This window comes from Streptococcus mitis ATCC 6249 (assembly GCF_000146585.1).
GTDB lineage: Bacteria > Bacillota > Bacilli > Lactobacillales > Streptococcaceae > Streptococcus > Streptococcus mitis_AZ.
Genome location: NZ_GL397179.1, coordinates 454,774 through 475,690, shown reverse-complemented (window position 1 = coordinate 475,690; position 20,917 = coordinate 454,774). Strand labels below are relative to the sequence as shown.

General features: G+C 35.6%; 17 protein-coding genes. All 17 read right to left on the bottom strand.

Going from position 1 to position 20,917, the window contains the following annotated elements:
* Nucleotides 1–9 precede the first annotated feature (9 nt).
* The 17 genes from HMPREF8571_RS04220 to HMPREF8571_RS04140 all read right to left on the bottom strand — a co-directional run bounded on the left by HMPREF8571_RS04220 (nt 10) and on the right by HMPREF8571_RS04140 (nt 20,849).
* Nucleotides 10–1,014 carry a glycosyltransferase family 2 protein gene (locus HMPREF8571_RS04220; protein WP_000823374.1) on the bottom strand — a complete coding sequence of 335 codons (1,005 nt, stop codon included), beginning with the start codon at nt 1,012–1,014 and terminating at the stop codon, nt 10–12.
* Nucleotide 1,015: 1 nt separating this feature from the next.
* Nucleotides 1,016–2,053, bottom strand: coding sequence for a hypothetical protein (locus tag HMPREF8571_RS04215; RefSeq protein ID WP_000384542.1), 1,038 nt, complete (start codon nt 2,051–2,053; stop codon nt 1,016–1,018).
* 15 nt (nt 2,054–2,068) lie between these two features.
* Nucleotides 2,069–2,860 carry a DUF4422 domain-containing protein gene (locus tag HMPREF8571_RS04210; RefSeq protein WP_000789629.1) on the bottom strand — a complete coding sequence of 264 codons (792 nt, stop codon included), beginning with the start codon at nt 2,858–2,860 and terminating at the stop codon, nt 2,069–2,071.
* Between the two features lie 15 nt (nt 2,861–2,875).
* Entirely contained in the window at nt 2,876–4,021 is a 1,146-nt protein-coding gene (locus tag HMPREF8571_RS11050) for an SDR family NAD(P)-dependent oxidoreductase (RefSeq protein ID WP_000708844.1), read from the bottom strand.
* A gap of 14 nt (nt 4,022–4,035) precedes the next feature.
* Nucleotides 4,036–5,085, bottom strand: coding sequence for a hypothetical protein (locus HMPREF8571_RS04200; protein WP_000455729.1), 1,050 nt, complete (start codon nt 5,083–5,085; stop codon nt 4,036–4,038).
* 4 nt (nt 5,086–5,089) lie between these two features.
* Nucleotides 5,090–6,019: a LicD family protein gene (locus HMPREF8571_RS04195; protein WP_001170757.1), complete on the bottom strand. Its 930-nt coding sequence runs from the start codon at nt 6,017–6,019 to the stop codon at nt 5,090–5,092.
* A gap of 13 nt (nt 6,020–6,032) precedes the next feature.
* A complete protein-coding gene (locus tag HMPREF8571_RS04190) occupies nt 6,033–7,451 on the bottom strand; it encodes an oligosaccharide flippase family protein (RefSeq protein WP_255261431.1) in 1,419 nt (472 codons plus the stop codon).
* A gap of 1 nt (nt 7,452) precedes the next feature.
* On the bottom strand, nt 7,453–8,394 hold the full coding sequence (locus tag HMPREF8571_RS04185) for a hypothetical protein (protein WP_141553696.1): 942 nt from the start codon (nt 8,392–8,394) through the stop codon (nt 7,453–7,455).
* Between the two features lie 247 nt (nt 8,395–8,641).
* Nucleotides 8,642–9,751 carry a UDP-galactopyranose mutase gene (gene glf / locus HMPREF8571_RS04180; RefSeq protein ID WP_000528847.1) on the bottom strand — a complete coding sequence of 370 codons (1,110 nt, stop codon included), beginning with the start codon at nt 9,749–9,751 and terminating at the stop codon, nt 8,642–8,644.
* A gap of 79 nt (nt 9,752–9,830) precedes the next feature.
* On the bottom strand, nt 9,831–11,198 hold the full coding sequence (locus tag HMPREF8571_RS04175; protein WP_000391459.1) for a sugar transferase: 1,368 nt from the start codon (nt 11,196–11,198) through the stop codon (nt 9,831–9,833).
* A 22-nt stretch (nt 11,199–11,220) separates the two neighbouring features.
* Nucleotides 11,221–11,913: a tyrosine-protein kinase gene (locus HMPREF8571_RS04170; RefSeq protein ID WP_001142577.1), complete on the bottom strand. Its 693-nt coding sequence runs from the start codon at nt 11,911–11,913 to the stop codon at nt 11,221–11,223.
* A gap of 9 nt (nt 11,914–11,922) precedes the next feature.
* Nucleotides 11,923–12,615: a capsular polysaccharide biosynthesis protein CpsC gene (gene cpsC, locus HMPREF8571_RS04165; RefSeq protein ID WP_000660475.1), complete on the bottom strand. Its 693-nt coding sequence runs from the start codon at nt 12,613–12,615 to the stop codon at nt 11,923–11,925.
* Between the two features lie 8 nt (nt 12,616–12,623).
* Entirely contained in the window at nt 12,624–13,355 is a 732-nt protein-coding gene (gene cps4B, locus HMPREF8571_RS04160) for a capsular polysaccharide biosynthesis protein Cps4B (RefSeq protein WP_000565335.1), read from the bottom strand.
* A gap of 1 nt (nt 13,356) precedes the next feature.
* Nucleotides 13,357–14,802, bottom strand: coding sequence for an LCP family protein (locus tag HMPREF8571_RS04155; RefSeq protein ID WP_001082011.1), 1,446 nt, complete (start codon nt 14,800–14,802; stop codon nt 13,357–13,359).
* 192 nt (nt 14,803–14,994) lie between these two features.
* Nucleotides 14,995–16,953 (bottom strand): peptide ABC transporter substrate-binding protein, encoded by a 1,959-nt coding sequence (locus HMPREF8571_RS04150; RefSeq protein ID WP_001056337.1) that lies wholly within the window; start codon nt 16,951–16,953, stop codon nt 14,995–14,997.
* 148 nt (nt 16,954–17,101) lie between these two features.
* Complete coding sequence (locus tag HMPREF8571_RS04145) at nt 17,102–19,069, bottom strand: peptide ABC transporter substrate-binding protein (RefSeq protein ID WP_001256760.1); 1,968 nt, start codon at nt 19,067–19,069, stop codon at nt 17,102–17,104.
* Between the two features lie 169 nt (nt 19,070–19,238).
* Nucleotides 19,239–20,849 (bottom strand): glycoside hydrolase family 13 protein, encoded by a 1,611-nt coding sequence (locus HMPREF8571_RS04140; protein WP_001170330.1) that lies wholly within the window; start codon nt 20,847–20,849, stop codon nt 19,239–19,241.
* Between the last annotated feature and the right edge of the window lie 68 nt (nt 20,850–20,917).

Genomic DNA, 20,917 nt, shown 5'->3' with positions numbered 1-20,917 from the left:
TCCTTGTAATCAGAGTAAAGATAAACAGTAGTTTTTAATACGAACTATGAAATGAATTACAGGTGCTATCCATGTATAGTGACTACAAAACAATATAATAAGTATTTTCCTATTCAAAGATATCTTTTCTACGAGTAGGCTTTTTTTGTTTTTCTTCAAACGAATAAGCATCTCTTTAATTTGATTAGCATACTTTCTCTTTAAACTATAAAAATTTTTGTCCATTGCGAGCATCATCAGCAAAGATAAATCAATTCGTTTAATATTTATATCAATCCACTTATCATATATTGGATTGGTATTAATTTTTTCAACAATTGCCCAAGCTTTATAGACATCAAATTTTTTATCTGTAAAAGTTGCCGTTACACTTTTGGGATTGTTATAATAGTTGTACGTTATTTTGTCAGATATCGCAATTATTTTTGAATATAATATGTATTCAAAAACAAATGGAACATCCTCTGCTATTCGTAATTCAGCTACAAAGCGAATCGATTTTAATATACTAGCTTTATATAACTTATTCCAAGGATAATATTCTATGGATTGAGACTCAATTTTTAAAAATTTTTTAACATATTCGTCTTGTTCAAGTAGCTGTTCCTTCACATTTTTTGATGTTGATACCTTTGAAGATAATTTACTTGTCCGATGATAAGAAGCTACAACTAGATCAGCAGAAGTTCGTTCCTGCAAATTAATCATATACTGAAGCGCATCTTCTTCTAGCCAATCATCTGCATCTAAAAAAGTGATGAACTCTCCTAAAGCTAAATCTAAAGCATCATTCCTTGCTGAGCTAACTCCTTTATTTTCTTTGTAATAAATTTTAATACGATTATCTTTATTTGCGTAAGAACTTACTATCTGTCTACTAGAATCATCACTACCGTCATCAATAACTAAAACCTCAAAATTAGGGTAGGTTTGAGCTAATAAAGAATCTAAACATCTTGTCAAAGTATTCTCGCTATTAAAAACAGGGAGAATTACACTAATTTTTCTTTTCATATTATTTTAAAGCATCCAATGCCGTATTAAAGTAATAACCTTGGCGAATCTTTTTACCTATCATTCTCACATTCTGCTGCATTTCTTGATAATCTTTCTCTGAAACCCCCTTTAGGCTTTCCGAAAGATGATGAAGATCATCAATTACGATACCAATATTATTTCGTTTAACAAAATCAGCCATAGCCGCTTGTGACCAAATAATAACAGGAAGATTCGCTGCCAAATACAATGATGTTTTATGTGGATTATTATATTTAAGATAGGCACCTGTATTACCAGTACATTTCTCTACTGAAGTTCCATCCCAAACTAATCCAAAGTTTCCCTCTAAATGTTGAATCAATTCATCTGGTGAAAACGCTCCCTTATAAATATCATCAGGAATATCCCCTTCATAATTGACACCATACAAACACATATCTACATTCAGTTCCTTTAACTTATATACATAACCACTTTTTTCTCTCGTAAGATTTCCTGCAACAATCACCTTCTTTCCATTATTACGGATTATTTCAGGAACTGGTTCATTATATAAATAATCAAAAATTTCAAGATTTACAATTTTTTCTGAAGATATTCCAATTGAATGGAGATATTCTGACATAAATTTATTATGACTAATAACATAATCAAATCGAGGTAATAATTTTAAATCCGCTATGATTGCAGTAGATTTTCTTTGTTGCCCAATACCATCACGTAGTGTCTCCAAATCGTGAATTAACGCAATGAACTCTACTTTCTTTCTTTTTTTTATCCAGGGAATAAATCTATTCGCATATCGTACTCCAGGAGCAGGATGTTGCCAGATAACACGGTCTCCATTCTTTACAGTCTTAGCAATATGAATCCACACTTTAATACTCTCAATTAAAAGAACGAATTGACGATAAAATAAATTTTTATCAAAAGGCATTGGTGGAATTACAAACGATTTCATTCCCCTTCGACGACAAATTTCAGCAATATCGTCGGGCGCCTTTGCTCCCGCATGTGCTTCTCCTTTATTACGAACCTCAATAATATAGTCCATTTTTTCTCCCTTCACCTAGAAACTTTTTCCATACTTTTGGTTGAAGAATTTAGCAAATAAGAACGATTTTAACTTCCTAATAAAATCAACTTTATCCATATAGATGAATGGCATTTCTTTCACAGTCAGCTCATTTTCTACTATCCAAACATTAAACAATAATTCACTTATACGACCAAACAAACGCGCTTCAAATGGTGTATATTCTGAAACATCTATTCTTTCATATAACTCTTTAATGATAGGAAATAACCAACTACAATATCTGTCTGTCAATTCTTTGCTCATAATAAACATATTAAACATATAGCCGCTATTTTGCTTCATAACCTTATCATAGCTAGTTAAGTAATCAGGAGTCAATTCACTTATAACCTTACGTGTTTCATCTAAATGACTTGAATCATGGGTGTTTGAATAATGAGAATATAGAGTTTCTATATAGTAACGTCTTTTTTTAGGAACAATCACATCTGCCTGCTCCAATTGTTTCTCAACATCTTCTTGATTTAAAATCACTTGATTTATATCGATATTTTCTTTATAGAATATTGTTTTTCTAGCAAAATACCTTCTATAATGTACCAAACCTAGATAGTCAACATCAAGATTCTTCCATGCCCAATATAGCCCTGTTAATTCACAATAATATGGATTTAAGTTTGAAATATTTTCTCCAGTATTATCTCCTTGATAACCCAAATCATTTTTCCCTTCTCTACCAACATGGATTGGTAAGTAAAGTTGTCGATCCTTAGGCATTTGAAATTGTTTATGTGTTGCAATAATTAGCTTGATATTTTTCACTAACTTTTCTATCCCCTAATCTACATTTTTCTCTGAAATTAGTGCCCTTAGTTGACTACTACTTGTTCCATCTGTATAAGGGAAATAGATTATCTCAACTCCCTTTTCCCCTAACTCTCTCTCATAATTTTTAAAACGTTCTGTTCCCTTATAATCACTACCAACAAATAGCTTATCATAATGATAAATATTCCAAGCATCACTGTCTTCTGGAAATGATTCAACTGCTTTATCTACATAAGAAATAGAAGCGATAATATCTAAACGTTCTTGAAAAGATATAAATGTCTTCTTTCCTTTATGTGAAGCATTAGGATGTACTCCGACAATTAAATAATCACATTGCTCCTTGGCACGTCTTAACAAATTCAAATGTCCAACATGAAATAAATCAAATGTACCAGACAAGTAGCCTATCTTATCTTTGTGGTAAATGTCATCATCAAGGTTACTATTTTTTTTACAGTGATTATGCATCAAATCAAATTTACGAAATTCTAATAGATGACTTTCCAGTAATTCCCTTACAGATTTATCACAATATGAAACATATAATTCTGCTTGTTTATATAATTCTTCAATGATTGATACTGATAATCTTTCAGTTTCCTCATCAATATGAAGAAATTCAATCGAATCTAAAATGACACTTAAGATTCGATTATTAATTTTACTGCGTCCAAGTTCCATATTGATATCCTTAATCATTTTAATCAATGCAACTTGAGAACCAGAATATATGGAAGAGGATGCAGAAGAAAACATTCCTAAATCTGGAATCACTACACCTGTATAAAAATTTTGTTTTGATAGAATTTTATCATAAAGATAGTGTATGATCTTCATAACAGAAGTTACATTAACAGTTATAATTCTCTGTATTTCAGTAATACTCAAAGAATCAAATGGCGTAGTCTCACTAAATTCTGTAATAACTAATAAAATTTCAAACAGTGGATCCTCTTTTATAATTTCAATTTTAGTGATATCGACAGCTTGTAAATCAATAGAATTATATTGAATTCTATCTTCTTTTAAGATAACACCTTTTGGAGGCGCAACTGAATCAAAGACGTGCACAAAATAACCTTTTTTAATCAACTGATTAACTAAAGCCACACCTGTTTTTGTACTTCCTCCGAAAACTGCAGCTTTTTTCATAATTGCCTCCAAATTCAGTGTTTAGTTTGATCCATAGCAACACTAAAATAATGTCCTGCTTTTACTTTTTTTGAAATTTTTTTAATATTATCTAACATTTTTGTATATTGGTCATCAGTTACTTTAGCTAATGTTACTTCCAGATGATTTAAATCATCAATAACAATACCTACACCATTCTCCTCTACAAAATCAGCAAGCGCCGCCTGTGACCAAATAATAACAGGTAACTGTGCTGCCAAATAAAGTGAAGTTTTATGAGGATTATTATACTTCAGATATTGTCCTGTATTCCCTGCACATTCTTCTAATGAATTACCATCCCAGACTAACCCAAAAGCACCTTCTAGGTGCTCAATTAACTGATCTGGGCGAAATGTTCCTTTATATGCAGAGTCATTTTCATCACCCTCAAAAAACATCCCATACAATCTTAAATCTACATTTAAATTTTTCAAATCATAGATATAGGCACTTTTTTCACGTGATAAATTGCCAGCAATAATAACTGATTTATCATTTATACGAGATATCAGATTTGGAGTTCCTTCATCTAAGTAATCAAAAACTCCTAAATTAATTAACTTATCAGATTCAAAGCCTTGCTCCAACAAATAGGCCGTCATTTTTTTATTATGACTTATTACATAATCAAATTTAGAGAGTAACGAATTATCTGCAATCTTTGCTCTAGATTGATCCTTTGAATCATAAGAACCAATCCCCTCTCTCAATGATTCTAAATCGTGAATTAGAGCTACAAAGGTTATTTTTTTGCGCTTTTTAATCCATGGGATAAAATAATTTGCATATCGAATACCATAAGCTGGATGTTGCCAGACTACAATGTCTCCATTTTTTACAGTGAGAAACACACGAGCCCACAATTTAGTACAAGTAATAAACAACCAAATTAAAATGTAAATTCTTGAAGTTTTGTTTGGTAATACTGGAATTGTAAAAACTCCCATACCTCGTTTTCTGGCAATTGATACAATATCATCTGGTGCTTTTGCACCGGCATGCGCCTCACCAACATTCCTAGTTTCTATAATATATTCCATTTACCTACCTACTTTTATTAAATTTTTCTAAATAATCCGTATACGGTCTATCAACATCAAAAATAATTTTCCCATGCATAGAACCTCCTTTTACAGGCTTCATATAATCTCCATAGCGGTCAGTGAGAATATGATCATATCCTTTTGGCACAGGCATCTGCATAAATTCAAATGGCATATAGACAATATCATCATAGTCTGCACGTGATTGAAAATGAATCGGATCAAATTGAAAACTCAAAAGAGAAATTTGGGGTGTCTGAATATTATTGTATCGCGCACATTCCCTTTCAAAAAGTCTATAAGGTTTTTCGCAATTCTTATTTTTCCATCTATAATATGTACTTCTTAACGGCGCTAATATATTTTTAGGAAATTTGTACTGCTTCTTTTTATAATTGTATATCACGTCTCGAAGATACAGGCAATGTCTACGATATGATTCAGCTCTTTCTTTTTGCTCCTCAAACAACTTTTTATCATCTATAACAGAATCAAAAGGGAAAATATCAATAAAAATCCCCTGATTAAATTTCTGAAGACCTTTTTCAAACTCAAGGATTGCAGTTGTGGAACTATTTCTTAGTTGAGCATGTCCACGAAGGCTACCCGGATCCGTATACTCTGTTTGCCAAAAATAATTTTCTGTAAATTCCTTTGGTGCAATTTGACAAAGTTTTTCATAATTTTCTCGACTTAACTTCACATCTATATCATCATCCCACGGAATAAACCCCTTATGCCGAACGGCTCCCAACATTGTTCCCGCATCTGCATAGTATGTAATATCATATTTTCTGCATACACGATCAAATTCAGCAAATAAATCAAGCTCTACTGCCCATACTTTTTTCATGTCAGAGGTAACTAGGTACCCTTCACGTATCTCTTCATCTAAAAAACCGTCTGGAAGATCAATTTTTAGTTTTTGCATTTTTATCCTCTCTTTACCTTTTTGATATTTTTGCCTTCAATATTTGAAGAATATTATCTTTTTGTAAATAAGTTATCATAAAATAGGTCATACCTCCAATAAGCACTTGAATTAGCAGTCCCAGTAAATCATTTGGTAAATATTGTTTTATAAATAAAACAATTAAACACATAATGAAACCCGCTATAAACCTAGGATTGAAATAAAAAGCTAATTGTTTAAAATCTACATAACCATTTGAATTTTTCACATATAGAAATGTGATCAATGATTCGGCTAGCACTGAAGAAATAACTGCTCCTTTACTTCTAAATACTGGAATAAATACTAAATTGAGTAGAAGATTAAAAACTGATCCAATTATTATATATTTAGCACTCTGACTACGAAGTCCGGCAGGTGTATAATATTGTGAACCCAAACAATTACTTACACCTATAATAACTACAATCGGAGAAAATACATAGAGCAAATAAATAACTTGATCATAACCTTGCCCGAAAAATATAGGAACAAAAGTTTCTGAAACAGATAGAAGTCCAAAGAAAAATGCCATTCCTATGAAAAAAATAAAGTCTAGAGACAATGCTATTCGTGACTTAATTTCATCATACTTTTTCTCAGAAAACAGATAAGCGATACGTGCTCCTAGCACAGAGTTCAATGCAGTAAAGGTTATTGATTTCAATATATTAATAATTTTTGTCGCTTGTTCGTAATAACCATTCTCATTAGCATTTTGAGTTATCACACCAATCATTGTCTTGTCTAATACAGTATAGATAGAGGTTGCTATAGTTGGTACAAAATATATCAATGTTTGTTTTAAGTGCCCTTTTAAACTTAGAGTATTCAAAGATACTTTTACCAATATTCTAGGAAGATAAATCCATAAAGAAATGCTTGATAGCAAACTAGTAGAGGCGATAATAAAAATATAAGTATTCAAATCCGATGGTTCTTTTATAAAAGTAAAGATTGCAATAGTACCAAATATTTTAAATAAGGCATTTAATCCAATTGTATACACGAATTGTTCCAAACCTGTATAAAACCATGATATATCAAATAGAACAGCAAATAAATTCAAAGTCAAAATCAAATAAATTAATTGAAACTCTTTCGAAAAGATAGCCCATATAAGCCACAAAATAATTGCGACAGAACTTGTTAAAACCGTAAGTAATTCAATTTCCCAAAATAGGGTGGAATACTGTTTTTTATTATTTCTCTTGCGAGCTATCTCACGAACACCATATACTCCTGTACCCAAGGCGGCAAATAATGTAAAATATGCTTGAATAGATGAGGTATAACTAAAAATCCCTGTTCCCTCAGCTCCTAAAACCCGTGAAACATAAGGAGCCGTAACTAATGGCAAGAATAAGGTTAGTAGCTGATGTATTGAGCTCAAAATAATATTAAATTTCAAACTATTGTTTCTCATATCTTACATTTGAAGCCAACAAGCTCCCTCCCAACATGAAAAGTAATGGGTTATATGTTATGTTTACCCAAGTGTTATTTATAAATGAAAAGAAGAATATTACCATACACCATATATATATTGCCTTATCGTTATTTTTATAAGCCTTATAAAAAATTGATGTATATAATACTATTAATAGTGTTGTAAATAAAATGCCATATCCTAGCCAAGAATATAAAAAACCAGAATCTAAGTAGAAACTATTTTCTGTAACAATTCGATTCAAAATTTCAATCTCATAATTTCCAACCATTTGAATATCATTTCCAAATAACTGAGGTTGATATAAAGCAAATGCAAGTTTTTGAAAACCTAGACGATTACTCAGTAAATGATTTAAGTTTCTCCAAATTACCTCACCCGGATCATAATGATTTGCTATATAAATAGAGAGCAAAAGTCCGACTGAGTAGGAACATAATGAAAAAATTTTAAAAAAATATGATTTAAATTTAATCCAGTTTAATTTAATTGCTAATACAAACATTAGCAAAACAAAAATTCCGAGATAATGACTTAATCTGTTAGTTGTAGTTGAATACACAAGATAGTCGATAGCAAATAATCCTATAATTTCAAAATAAGTAATGCTTTTACCTCTTAAAAATAAATAATTAAGAAATAAGTACAATACTAAAAATGATAGATGAGAAAAATATGAAAAACCAAAGCTATGTGATATACGTCCTCCCGTAATATAAACAAGGTCGCTTAATATTCCCATTTTTGATGCCCCAACTACTGTTAGTGTAGCAATCAAAGTCCCCCAGAATGAACTATTAACAATTTTTCTAAAATCCACAGTCATTCCATTAATTATAAAAAGTGCATAATTTATTAAATATAATCTTTTTGTAACAACTGCTGAAATAAGAAATAGTGTCAATATGAGAACAGATATCGTAAAATATTTTATATTTTTTAAATATCTTAAATTCTTCCCAAAGAATATTATCATCAAAAATACGAATAATATCATTTGCACAACATTATTTAATTGAAAAGTATTAAATAACGATAGGTCTATAACATAGAAAAATGAATACAAGAAAAATAGTAATAATAACAAAAAATTCAGATTAAATTTTATATAAAATTTCAAGTTCAAACCTACATTTTCTTTTTACTAATTATCACTTAATCTCACTACGAACGCACTGTAAAGCCGCTGCTATAACTTGATGCATATCATAATATCGATAATGTCCTAAACAACCGCCAAAAATAATATTTTTATGTGCTTCTGCAAGTTTCTTATACGATTGGTATAAACGATTGTTACAATCATTATTAACCGGGTAGTATGGTTCATCTCCCTTTTCCCATGTTTTAGAATGTTCTTTAGTAATAATAGTTTTTTCTTGATTCCCAAACTCAAAATGTTTGTGTTCAATAATGCGAGTATATGGGGTATCAGCATCCGTATAGTTCACAACTGCATTTCCTTGGTAATTCTCCATATCCAAGGTCTCGTTTTCAAAACGAAGACTACGATACTCTAGTTCGCCCAACTTATAGTCGAAGAATTCATCAACCATACCCGTAAAGACAATCTTAGGAAACTCTTTTAGATATTGCTCTTTATTCGCAAAGAAATCAACATTTATTTCTACATCAATATTTTCATGATCCAACATTTTTTCAACTATTTGAGTGTAACCACCAATTGGAATCCCCTGATAGGTATCGTTAAAATAGTTGTTATCGTAGGTCAGGCGTACTGGTAAACGGCGAATGATAAATGCTGGAAGTTCTGTAGTTGGCTTGCCCCACTGTTTCTCTGTATAGTCTTTGATTAATTTTTCATAGATGTCTGTACCTACAAGAGAGATTGCCTGTTCTTCCAAATTTTCAGGAGTTTTCCCATTTAAAACTGCACGTTGTTCATCAATCTTAGCTTGTGCTTCTGCTGGCGTTACAACTCCCCAAAGTTTATTGAATGTATTCATATTAAAAGGAAGGTTATAAATCTCTCCCTTATAGTTTGCAACAGGAGAATTTGTATAACGGTTAAACTCTGCAAATTGATTTACATAGTCCCAAATTTCTTTATCAGAAGTATGAAAGATATGTGCACCATACTGATGAACTTGGATTCCTTCCTCTTCACGAGTATAAATATTTCCCGCGATATGATCGCGTTTCTCAATCACTTTTACTTTTTTCCCTTTAAGCGCAGCCTCATGTGCAAATACTGCACCAAAAAGTCCTGCACCTACAATAAGATAATCATAATTTCCCATTTTTTCTTCCTCTTTCACTTTCTTTATCACACTTACAAAAGACGCATTATAATATGAGTAGTAGTTGAATTTAAACTCTCTACTTCGCCCCTTCCCTCATAAAGACCACTTTAACAGTCTTTAACAATATTTCAATATCTTTCCAAATTGTCCAATCATCAATATAGGCCACATCTAATTTGACAACTTCATTGAAATCCGTGATTTTACTACGACCACTTACCTGCCATAGGCCAGTAATCCCTGGCTTAAAACTGAGACGACGTTTCTGTTCAGGTGTATATTTCTCGTACTCATCCACTGTTGGAGGACGGGTACCCACCAGACTCATATCTCCCATTAAAACATTCCAAAATTGTGGCAATTCATCTAGGCTAGTCTTACGGATAAAGCGACCTATTGGTGTGATACGAGGATCATCATCGACTTTAAACATACCACCTTGCATGGTATTTTGTATCAAGAGTTCTTGCTTTCTCTCCTCAGCATCTACACGCATAGAACGAAATTTATAGAAAGTGAAATGTCGACCATTCTTTCCAATACGAGTTTGAGAAAAAATCGCTGGTCCACCATCTTGTCTGATCATCGGAACCAGAACAATACTCACCAAACCACAGATAATCAATCCGACAATCGCACCACAAATATCAATGATCCGTTTAGCGACCACATGACTAGGTTTATAAAATTTTGTTGAAAAAGTTACGACATTCAAACCTGCCATTTCACGAATTTTTTTATCACTACCTAAATTATCGTTAAAAGCATTAAGATTGACTGTCACATCTATCCCCATTGTTTCAAAGAGCGAGATAAATTCCCCAATATCATACTCTTCACTAGGTAGATTGATAAAGACTTCATCAACAACTTCATGGGTTGTATAGTCTAAAATATTTTCAGCAGGAATAACTTTTAAATGTTCATGACGGAAGTTAGGCTGATCTAAAACACTAACTGCTTCTAACTCCCATAAAATGTCACTAGCTTCTATCAGTCTATCCGTTACTTTCTCAACTCTAGAAGTTGCCGTTATCAAAAAGACTTTCTTTCTTCCTTTTAAGTTTGGGAATAGGCGTTTCCAATAACGTTTGATATATACATTCATCAGATAAAGCAAAATGGAATGTATTATCAAAAAATAAACCATCCCTCGTCTTGAAATGCTAAAACGCTCTTCTAAGAAAAAATTCGAGATGCTAATCGCTAAAGCAAAATAAATGATATATTTTGCTGTTCTGATAAACTCAGCCAAGTACCCTCTTTTGAAAAAATCTTGTCCATAATCACTAATATGAAAGACAAGATAATGGAGAATGTACAGAATTACCATTGAGGTATATACAATATCTGTTTCTTTAACAAAACTGAGCAAATAAGCTAAAATAATGACAAGAAAACTCTGGAAAACTGCCAAAGAAATCTTCAATCCCTTTTCTTCCATAATATCTTCCCTAGGCTATTTGTTATTTTTTGCCATAATTTCCGTAAGAGCCATAAGCACCGTAGGAACCATATTTTTCAACAGAGGTATTCAATTTATTGAGCACAATTCCTAAGAATGGTTTGCTTGTTTGTTCGAGCTGCCCTTTCGCCTTTTGAACATCTCTTCTATTAGCTTCACCTACTGCCGTTACCAAAACAGAAGCATCACATTTTTGGGTGACGATAGCTGCATCGATGACAACTCCGATTGGCGCTGTATCCACGATGATATAATCAAAGTACTTACGCAAGGTATCCAGCATGGTTGCAAAATTTTCACTTTGTAGCAAGGCTGTTGGGTTGGGCGATATAGAACCCGCTTGAATAACAAACAAGTTTTCTACATTGGTGTCACATAGCCCTTGTGATAGGTCTGTCGTCCCAGATAAGAACTCTGTTAGTCCAGTAATCTTCTCGCGTGATTTAAAAACACCTGACATGACAGAATTACGAATATCGGCATCGATTAACAGCGTCTTATAGCCCGCACGCGCAAAGGCCCAAGCAATATTTGTAGAAGTAGTTGACTTCCCTTCACCCGGTTTCACAGACGTGATCGAAATAACTTTCAAATTATTCCCACTCAACTGTATATTGGTACGAAGCGCATTGTAATACTCTTCAGCTTTTCTTGCCAAATCTAATTTTTTTTGTACAATCTCTAATGTTGGCATCTCTCTCTCCTATTTCAATTTATCCAAATTTGGAACTACTCCCAATAGCGCAATTTGCATCACATCTTCGATATCTTCTGGACGTTTTACTCGTGTATCCAAGAGCTCAACTAGGAGAACAGTGACAACCATTACAACCGCTCCAGCAAGAAAGCCGACCATGGTATTGCGACGGATATTTGGAGACGATGGGGATGTTGCAGGACGCGCTTCTTCAAGTGTTGTCACATCTGAAACTCGCGTGACACTGATGATTTTTTGAGCAGCAACCTCTCTCAAAGAGTTAGCGATACGGCTAGCTTCCTCAGGTGCACGGTCTGTAACAGAGATAGATACAATACGCGTATCCACTGGAACTGTTACCTTGATTTTAATAGCTAGATCTTTTGGAGGGAGTTCTAGTTTCAAATCAGTCGCAACCTTTTCTAAAACGTCTTGTGAGAGAATGATTTCACGATAGTCTTTTACCAAGTAAGATCCCGCTTGCAAGTCTTGGTTAGTCAAACCAGGCTTATCTCCCTGATTACGGTTGACCACATAAATGCGGGTCGTACTGGTAAACTCTGGTTTCACAATAAAACTACTGTAGGCAAATGCTACTGCCCCTGTCACGAATGCTACCAAGACAATCAGCAATTTTCGTTTCCATAGAATTTTTAACAAGTGGAATACATCAATTTCCATAACATTCTTTTCTTTCATTTTTTCTCCTAAATTAGTTGATCCATTATGATTTTTCTTGGGTTCTCTTTAAAGAGTTCCTTGGCCTTGTTTTTACCGTATTTTTTGGCAATGATATCATAGGCTTCTTCCATATGAGGCGGTCTATGATCCAAGTTGTGCATATCACTAGCGATTACATGAACGAGGTCACGCTCTAAGAAATACTGAGCTCTCTTTTTCATGAATTTATAAGTTTCTCCGAAGAGTTTAGGTTTCAAGACATGAGAACTATTGACTTGAGTATAACACCCCATGTCAATCAACTCTTGCACGCGCTTTTCATTATTTTCTAAAGCATCATAGCGTTCAATGTGGGCAATGACTGGCGTAATACCCAGCATTAGAATATCACTCAATCCCTTATGTATATCTCGATAAGGTGTATTCATGCTAAACTCAATCAAAGCATAGCGACTATCGTTGAGGGTGGGGATTAATTTCTTTTCTAACTTCTCAACGACATCCGGAGTATAGTAGATTTCAGCCCCATAGGCAATGATTAGGTCATCAGCAACTTCCTTAGCCATTTCTCGCACCTTGAGAAAGTTGGTTGCGATCTTTTCTTCAGGAGTTTCAAACATTCCTTTTCGTCTATGCGATGTTGAAACGATAGTTCGCACTCCTTGACTATAGGCCTCTCTTAGAAGGTTTTTACTTTCCTCTATCGACTTTGGACCATCGTCCACATCAAAAACGATGTGCGAATGAATATCGATCATTCTACTTCCCCTCCATCACATCATTGATAGCAGCTTTCGCAGCAGCCAAACTACTATCGTCGATTTCCATCATGTAGAGGTTACTATCTGGCATGGCGTAAGAAGGAAGATCCATACGACCAGTCCCCTTCAAGTCTTGAGAGTTGACTTTGTAATTTCCTCCACTCTCTAACTGAGTATTAACTAGATCCATCATAGTTTCCAAAGGCATATTGGTTTGAAGAGAATCTTGCAATCCTTTAATGATATTGTCATAGTTCTTCAAAGCCTCGGTTGATGTTAATTTCTGAATAACAGCTACAATAACCTTTTGTTGGTTTCGTCCACGGTCACGATCTCCATCTGCTAGAGAGTAGCGCTCACGAACAAATCCCAGAGCCTGCTCAGAATCTAAGTGGACATTTCCTACTGGATAGTACTTCCCATTAGTGTGTGCGGTAAATTCTTGATCATTATAAACATCAATCCCTCCTAAAAGGTCAATCAACTTCAAAAAAGAAGTGAAGTTCAAACGGACGTAGTAATTGATATCCACACCATATAGGTTTTCCAGGGTATGAATCGACGAGTCTACTCCATAAATCCCTGCATGGGTCAATTTGTCATTTTGATTGTTTCCTCCATCTGCGATTGGCACATAGGAATCACGAGGAGTTGTAGTGAGAAGGATTTTTTTGGTATCACGGTTCACCGTCATCAAAATATTGACATCTGAACGCGAAACTGAGCTGATTGGACCGTAGGTATCAATACCACTCACATAAATATTGAAAGCTTTATTCTTCGATACCTTAGGTGCAGCAACTTCTTTAATCAAATTTTTAGTGTAAATCTTCTTGATTTTAGAAGCATAGTCAGGATATTCTGCTTCAATAATATTTTCAAAGACACTATTTAAGACGATTGCTTTCGTTTCACCAGAAAGCAGACTCTTATAAGCTGCTAGGTAAGAAGTCGCATTCTCAACCATCAAGTCCTTACTTTGGCTGGTCTTAATATCTGCCAACAACTTTTGAATATTGTCATTGTCTGTCTCTGTTGGCCCCGTAACCGTATCCAGTTGGGTCACATTATTGATCTCACTATCTTTCAAAACGACCACACTAATCGAATACTCTGAGTAATTTGACGTCGAATTGATATGATTGGTAAAACCGACAAACTGTTGCAAAGCATAGAGAGAAAATGAACTAACTAAGATGGCAAGCGTCAAAAAGAAGACCGTAAACTTCTCGGCTTTTTTATAAACAATCAGCAGTAGACCTACTAGAGCAGCTAATAAAACGAGAACCGCAGAAATAATATTCAGGTATCTAAAAGCTAAAATGTTGTGTCTAAAAATCAAGAACAGTAAAAAACAACCCAACAATAGGTAAATGGTTAATAAGACTATGTTAATATTTCGTTTCATGTTGCCAGAACGAATTCTCTTTGAACGTCTATTCATGTTAATCCCCTATACGTTAATAATTAGGATTATTATATCACAATTATGAAAGAAATTCCAATTATTCCCACCATTCTCAGCGTTTTCATTCACTTCTGTATGCTTTATTTACTCAAAATTATACTAACTTCATTTTTCGATGACAAATTAAAAAGACAAGGGCATTTTGTCGTGCCAGCTTGTCTTTCATTTTTATTTAACGTGGTTTAAAAATTCTTTTTGACTCTTCTCGATAGCCTTTTTACTTTCTTCTTCCCACTTAGTCTTAGCTTCATCAAATTGTTTCTTGGTAACAGGATCTTTTTGCAGTCTCATGTACTTATAGTTATTTCCATCACCTTTAATTCCCACTAGAGAGTAGGCACGTGTAAAGGGAGTTACTTTGATCACAGAGGCTGTACCACCATTTGACATCGTAGACATGATCAGAGAATTGTCAATCATCCAAGCTTGAGCTTCAGCGTATTTTTCATAACGCTTAGCAACATCTTGATTCTCAGCGTCTGCTTCTTTTAGAAGTTTCGTATAGGTATCAAGTCCTAGACTCTTGATGAGTTCTTTGTCTTCCTTAGCATCTAAACCGAAAATTTTGAGATAAAAACCATCTTCGGCATTAAATGGATCCAGATAAGTTGACGGATCTTGGTAATCACCAACCCAGCCATCAAAGTTCAAATCGTAATCACGAGCTGCTGGATTTGGAGCTAGGAAAGCAACATTCCCAAAGTCATCCGTTGAAAGTTGCTGAACATCAATAACGACATTATCAGAACCTAGTACTGTTTCAAGTGTTTGTTTAACCGAATTCATACCAGAAACCGCATTTTTATTGGTTTGATCAACTGGGATGTCCAAATGAATCGGGAAGGTCACCCCTTGGGCTTCCAATTCCTTTTTAGCTTCCGCAAATTTGGCTTGGGCTTTTTCCTTGTTGAAGTAACCGTCTTGAGCATCTGCTAAGTTGATTCCTGACCATTCCGTTCCATACTGAACAAGTTTAGAAGAAACCACTTCTCCAAAGCTCTCATCTCCCACTTGCACAAATGTAGGGGGAACAAGGGTATTACGAAGGGTCTTACTTGCTGCTTCTTGCCCGTTAGATTGAGCAGAGTAGGCTGTCCGATCGATGGCAAAGTTCAAGGCCTGACGGAAATTTTTATTTAAAATCGCTGTTTGCGTTGATTTCTTTTGCTCATCCGTCGTTTTTGCAGTATGGTTATAGGCTTTTCGATTAACGTTAAAGTTGAAGTACCAAGAAGTCTTGTCTTGTAAGCTATAAACGATATTGTCTTGGTATTTTTCTTTTGTCTTGGCATAGCTCGAACTATTTGGATAGACTCCCGCAAGCGTATAGGCGCCGCTTTCAAAGTTACGAATGGTCATCTCCTGATCAGAGCCATCAAAGTAAGCTAATTTAACTTTCTCAATGGTCACCTTGCCATGATCATAGTAGTTAGGATTCTTCACATACTCGATGGAAGATTTTGATGTGAAATCTTTTAACAAGTAGGGTCCATTGTAAAGGATGCTGTTTGGCGTCAAGGTTCCAAATTCTTTATCCTTTGATTTCAAAAACTCTTCGTTAACCGGGAAAAGGATACTGTTGGTTGTCTTTGAATTCCAGTATGGCTCTGGTCGAGTCAAAGTGTACTCAACTGTATAGTCATCCAAGGCTTTCACACCAACTGTTGTGAAGTCATTGGTCGCACCTGTCACATAGTCATTCAATCCCTTGATAGAGTTTTGGATGAGATCCATGGCTTGACCCTTGTTGTCCGCAGCATACTTAATCCCAGTGACAAAGTCTTGGGCTTTAACTGGAGCGTACTCTTCTCCATCAGCAGTGTACCACTTGGCGTCTTTTCTGAGTTTATAAGTATAGGTTAAACCATCCGCCGAAACTGACCAATCTTCAGCTAGAGCTGGCGTTAGATTGCCATAGCTATCATTTTCTAGCAAACCATCTACAAGATTAGTAATCACAGCAGTGTTATCTGCGTAATAGTCTAAAAGATAGTTAAATGTCGTTGGGTTTGCGCTAAATGTTGATGAGAAGGTGCTTGTGTCTGTATTGGACTGTCCACAAGCTGAGAGTAAAATCCCTGTAGCTAGGACAAGACCAGTTCCGATAAGTCTTTTTTTCATGTTCATCCTCTACTCCTTTATGTCACTTTTTATAACATGTACATATTTTATCAAATTTATCCTAAATTGTAAAGTTCCTAGTTTTACGACGACTGATGTCTCAAAACAAAAAAGAAGCACAGTTTTTCTGCAACTTCCTTTTCTTTGTCATAGATTATTTAACGTGTTTTTCTAGCTCTTTTTGGTATTTGGCATTTGTTTCAATCTTTTCTTTCTGCCATTTCTTGAGAGCTTCTTCGTATTCTTTTGTAGTCACGACATCATTTTGCAATTCCAAACCTTTGAACACAAATGGGTCTCCCTTGATTCCGACTTGAGAGTATGCTTTTGTGAATGGCACAGTACGGCTAACCGTTGGAGAACCACCTGAAGAGGCAACTGGAATCAAGAGCGAACTATCAGATACCCAAGCTTGCGCTTTAGCGTATTTTTCGTAACGCTTATTGAGGTCGCTTGTTTCAGCTGCGGCATCATCCAAGAGTTTCTTGTATTCGTCTAGACCGACTTGAGCCATCACTTCTGGATCTTTTCCACGAGTGATACCCAAGTGTTTAAGGGCAGAACCCTTCTTAGCATCAAGAATGTTTAGGTAGGTAGCTGGGTCTTGATAGTCTGGTCCCCAACCAGTTCCATTCAAGTCGTAGTCTTTTTGTGCTGGAACCTTAGCTTGAGACGTAATGCTCATTTTCTCATTATCTGTCATTTGAAGGACATCGACAATGACATTCTCCGTACCCAGTGTTGATTCGATAGACTGCTTGAGTGAGTTGGTTTGTTGAACAGCAATGACATCAGTCTGCTCAACTGGAACATCCAAACGGATTGGGAAGGTCACACCCTTAGCCTGCAATTCTGCTTTAGCCTTTGCAAAGGCTGCCTTGGCTTTTTCAGGACTGTAAAGCGTATCCTTACCATCAGTAAGGGCTACATCTTTCCATTGGTCTCCGTAAGAAACCAGCTCTGCCTGTGCCAACTCTCCAAATGTCTTTTCACCTACTTGAACATAGTCATGAGGAACTAGACTGTTACGGATAATTTTGTCCGCACCTTCTTCACCATTCAACTGAGCCGTGTAAGAGTGACGGTCAAGGGCAAAGTTCAAGGCCTGACGGAAGTTCTTGTTGAGAAGAGCTTCTTTTGTTGATGTTTTTTGAGCCTCGTCAGTTTTGGCTGTTTTATTGTAAGACTGGCGGTTTACGTTAACAGTGAGGTAGTAGCTTGTCGCTTCTTGTGGACTGTAGACAATCTTATCTCCGTACTCTTGCTTAGTTGACTCAAAGTTTGAGCTTGTTGGGAAGAGACGAGCTGTTGTATAGGCACCTTGTGTAAAGCTACGAATCAAGGATTCTTGGTCGGAACCATCATAGAAGGTTAGTTTGATGTTGTCAATCTTAACATTGTCCTTGTCCCAATAGTTTGGATTCTTTTCATACTCAATGACTGATTTTGAAGTCAATGATTTCAAAAGGTAAGGACCGTTATAAAGAATACTTGATGGTGTTGGCGCACCGTAGTCGCCCCCTTTAGAATTCAAGAATTCTTCATTAACTGGAAGCATGGTAGCAGTTGTAACTTTAGAGTTCCAGAAGCTTTCTGGTTTGTTAAGCGTATATTCAACCGTGTAATCGTCAACAGCTTTCACTCCTACAGTAGAGAAATCATTGCTTTCCCCACTGATATACTCTGCCAAACCTTTGATAGAATCTTGAAGGAGAGAGAGGCCGTCTGATTTGCCATCAGCCGCGTGTTTCAGACCCGTAACAAAGTCCTGAGCCTTGACTTCAGCATACTCTTCTCCCTCAGAAGTATACCATTTTACACCCTTACGAAGTTTGTAGGTATAAGTCAAGCCATCTTTAGAAACGGACCAGTCTTCTGCAAGCGATGGAATTAAGTTTCCATACTTATCATTTTCCAAAAGGCCATCGACAACGTTCGCTATAACATCAGAAGTTGAGCTCTTGCTCGTCACACTGTAGTCCAAAGACGATGGATCCATAGCGTAGACATAAGAGAATGTCTTGGGCGCATCAGCCTTCTTTTCACTTTGCCCACAAGCAGTTAAAAGAAGGGCTGTGCTCAGGACGGCACCTGCTCCTAAGAGCCACTTTTTCGATCTCATAAGTAAATCTCCTTAAAGATAGTGTTTTCACCATTATACCCTATTTTCTCATAAAAGCAAGGACTTTCGACAGATTTTTTAGAAAATTCTAACAAATATTTTTTAAAGATTTTTCAATACAATTTTTAGTAAAAAACCTCAAGCTTCAAAAGCTTGAGGTTTGTTCATTTTAGTCAGTCAGTTCCACACAGAAGGCATCCCATGGAGCCAAGACCTGTTTTTCAACTGCTTCTTGAGTCACAGTGTTTTCAATCAAGACAGATTTAACTTTTCCTTCTACTGAAAAGTTTTGTTTTTCATTGGACAGGTTAGCCACAACTAAGAAACGACGGTCACCGTCCTTACGGATATAAGCAAAGACCTTATCAGCTGTATCAAGCAATTCAAAATCAGCTCGAATCAGCCAGTTGTTCTCCTTACGGATTTGAACCAGTTTTTGGTAGGTATAAAAAATAGAATCTGGATTTGCTAGTGCTTCTTGAACGTTGATTTCTTCGTAGTTTGGATTAACTGCCAACCAAGGTTGACCAGTTGAGAAACCAGCATTTTTGCTTCCATCCCATTGCATCGGGGTACGGGCATTATCACGTCCGATGACACGGATACTATCCATAATTTCCTCTAGTGGAACACCTTTTTCAAGAGCCTCACGCGCATAGTTGAGGGATTCAATATCTTCTACTTGATCCAGTGTTTCAAACGGATAGTTGGTCATCCCAATCTCTTCACCCTGGTAGATATAGGGAGTCCCTCTCATGAGATGAAGCAAGATTGCAAAGGCTTTGGCAGATTTTTCGCGATATTCTTGATCATTTCCCCAGATAGAGACGACACGAGGAAGATCATGGTTGTTCCAAAAGAGGGAATTCCAACCATCTTCAACTCCCAACTCTGTCTGCCATTTGTTGAAGATTTCTTTCAACTTCCCTACATTTAACTCTTTTTGATAGTGCCACTTAGGTTGCCCTTCCTGATACTGAAGACAGATATGCTCAAACTGGAAGACCATAGACAATTCTTGACCCTTTGGATCAGAGTAGAGTTTGGCAATTTCTGGTGTCGCCCCCCAAGTTTCTCCCACTGTCAAGAGATCTTTATCCCCAAAAGTTGCCTGATTCATTTCCTTGAGATAAGGATGGAGCATAGGACCGTTATTAACTACCTTCTCATCAGGAATCTTACCAATCATATCAATGACATCCATACGGAAACCACCAATACCTTTATCAATCCAGAAGTTCATCATCTCGTAAATTTTCTGGCGTAGTTTTTCATTCTCCCAGTTGAGATCAGGCTGTTTCTTGCTGAAAAAGTGGAGATAGTATTGACCCGACTTTTCATCATATTCCCAGGCGGACCCACTAAAGATAGACTCCAAATCATTGGGCTCATCTCGCCAGATATAGTAGTCTCGTTCGGGGCTGTCAGGATTTTCACAAGCCTCGACAAACCAAGCATGCTCATCCGAGGTATGATTGACCACCAAGTCCATGATGATACGAATATCACGCTTCTTAGCTTCTGCGATCAGTTGGTCCATGTCCTCCATGTTCCCGAAAATAGCAGCAATCGCTTGATAATCAGCAATATCATAGCCATTATCATCCATAGGACTATCATAAACAGGAGAAAGCCAAATTGCTGTGATTCCTAGCTTGGCTAGATAGTCTAACTTACTCGTAATTCCTGGCAAATCACCAATTCCATCTCCATTACTATCCATAAAACTCTTTGGATAGACTTGATAAACTACGGCATTGTGCCACCATTTTTTTTGCATATGTTTACCTCATTATTTTAATATTCTACAATCTATGATAGCGCTTTTTAAAACTTAGTGCAAGCGTT

Bases quoted from the DNA above. Each gene is read 5' to 3' on its own strand.
- HMPREF8571_RS04220 (WP_000823374.1), bottom strand. From the start codon at position 1,014: ATGAAAAGAAAAATTAGTGTAATTCTCCCTGTTTTTAATAGCGAGAAT.
- HMPREF8571_RS04215 (WP_000384542.1), bottom strand. From the start codon at position 2,053: ATGGACTATATTATTGAGGTTCGTAATAAAGGAGAAGCACATGCGGGA.
- HMPREF8571_RS11050 (WP_000708844.1), bottom strand. From the start codon at position 4,021: ATGAAAAAAGCTGCAGTTTTCGGAGGAAGTACAAAAACAGGTGTGGCT.
- HMPREF8571_RS04200 (WP_000455729.1), bottom strand. From the start codon at position 5,085: ATGGAATATATTATAGAAACTAGGAATGTTGGTGAGGCGCATGCCGGT.
- HMPREF8571_RS04195 (WP_001170757.1), bottom strand. From the start codon at position 6,019: ATGCAAAAACTAAAAATTGATCTTCCAGACGGTTTTTTAGATGAAGAG.
- glf (WP_000528847.1), bottom strand. From the start codon at position 9,751: ATGGGAAATTATGATTATCTTATTGTAGGTGCAGGACTTTTTGGTGCA.
- HMPREF8571_RS04175 (WP_000391459.1), bottom strand. From the start codon at position 11,198: ATGGAAGAAAAGGGATTGAAGATTTCTTTGGCAGTTTTCCAGAGTTTT.
- HMPREF8571_RS04170 (WP_001142577.1), bottom strand. From the start codon at position 11,913: ATGCCAACATTAGAGATTGTACAAAAAAAATTAGATTTGGCAAGAAAA.
- cpsC (WP_000660475.1), bottom strand. From the start codon at position 12,615: ATGAAAGAAAAGAATGTTATGGAAATTGATGTATTCCACTTGTTAAAA.
- cps4B (WP_000565335.1), bottom strand. From the start codon at position 13,355: ATGATCGATATTCATTCGCACATCGTTTTTGATGTGGACGATGGTCCA.
- HMPREF8571_RS04155 (WP_001082011.1), bottom strand. From the start codon at position 14,802: ATGAATAGACGTTCAAAGAGAATTCGTTCTGGCAACATGAAACGAAAT.
- HMPREF8571_RS04150 (WP_001056337.1), bottom strand. From the start codon at position 16,953: ATGAACATGAAAAAAAGACTTATCGGAACTGGTCTTGTCCTAGCTACA.
- HMPREF8571_RS04145 (WP_001256760.1), bottom strand. From the start codon at position 19,069: ATGAGATCGAAAAAGTGGCTCTTAGGAGCAGGTGCCGTCCTGAGCACA.
- HMPREF8571_RS04140 (WP_001170330.1), bottom strand. From the start codon at position 20,849: ATGCAAAAAAAATGGTGGCACAATGCCGTAGTTTATCAAGTCTATCCA.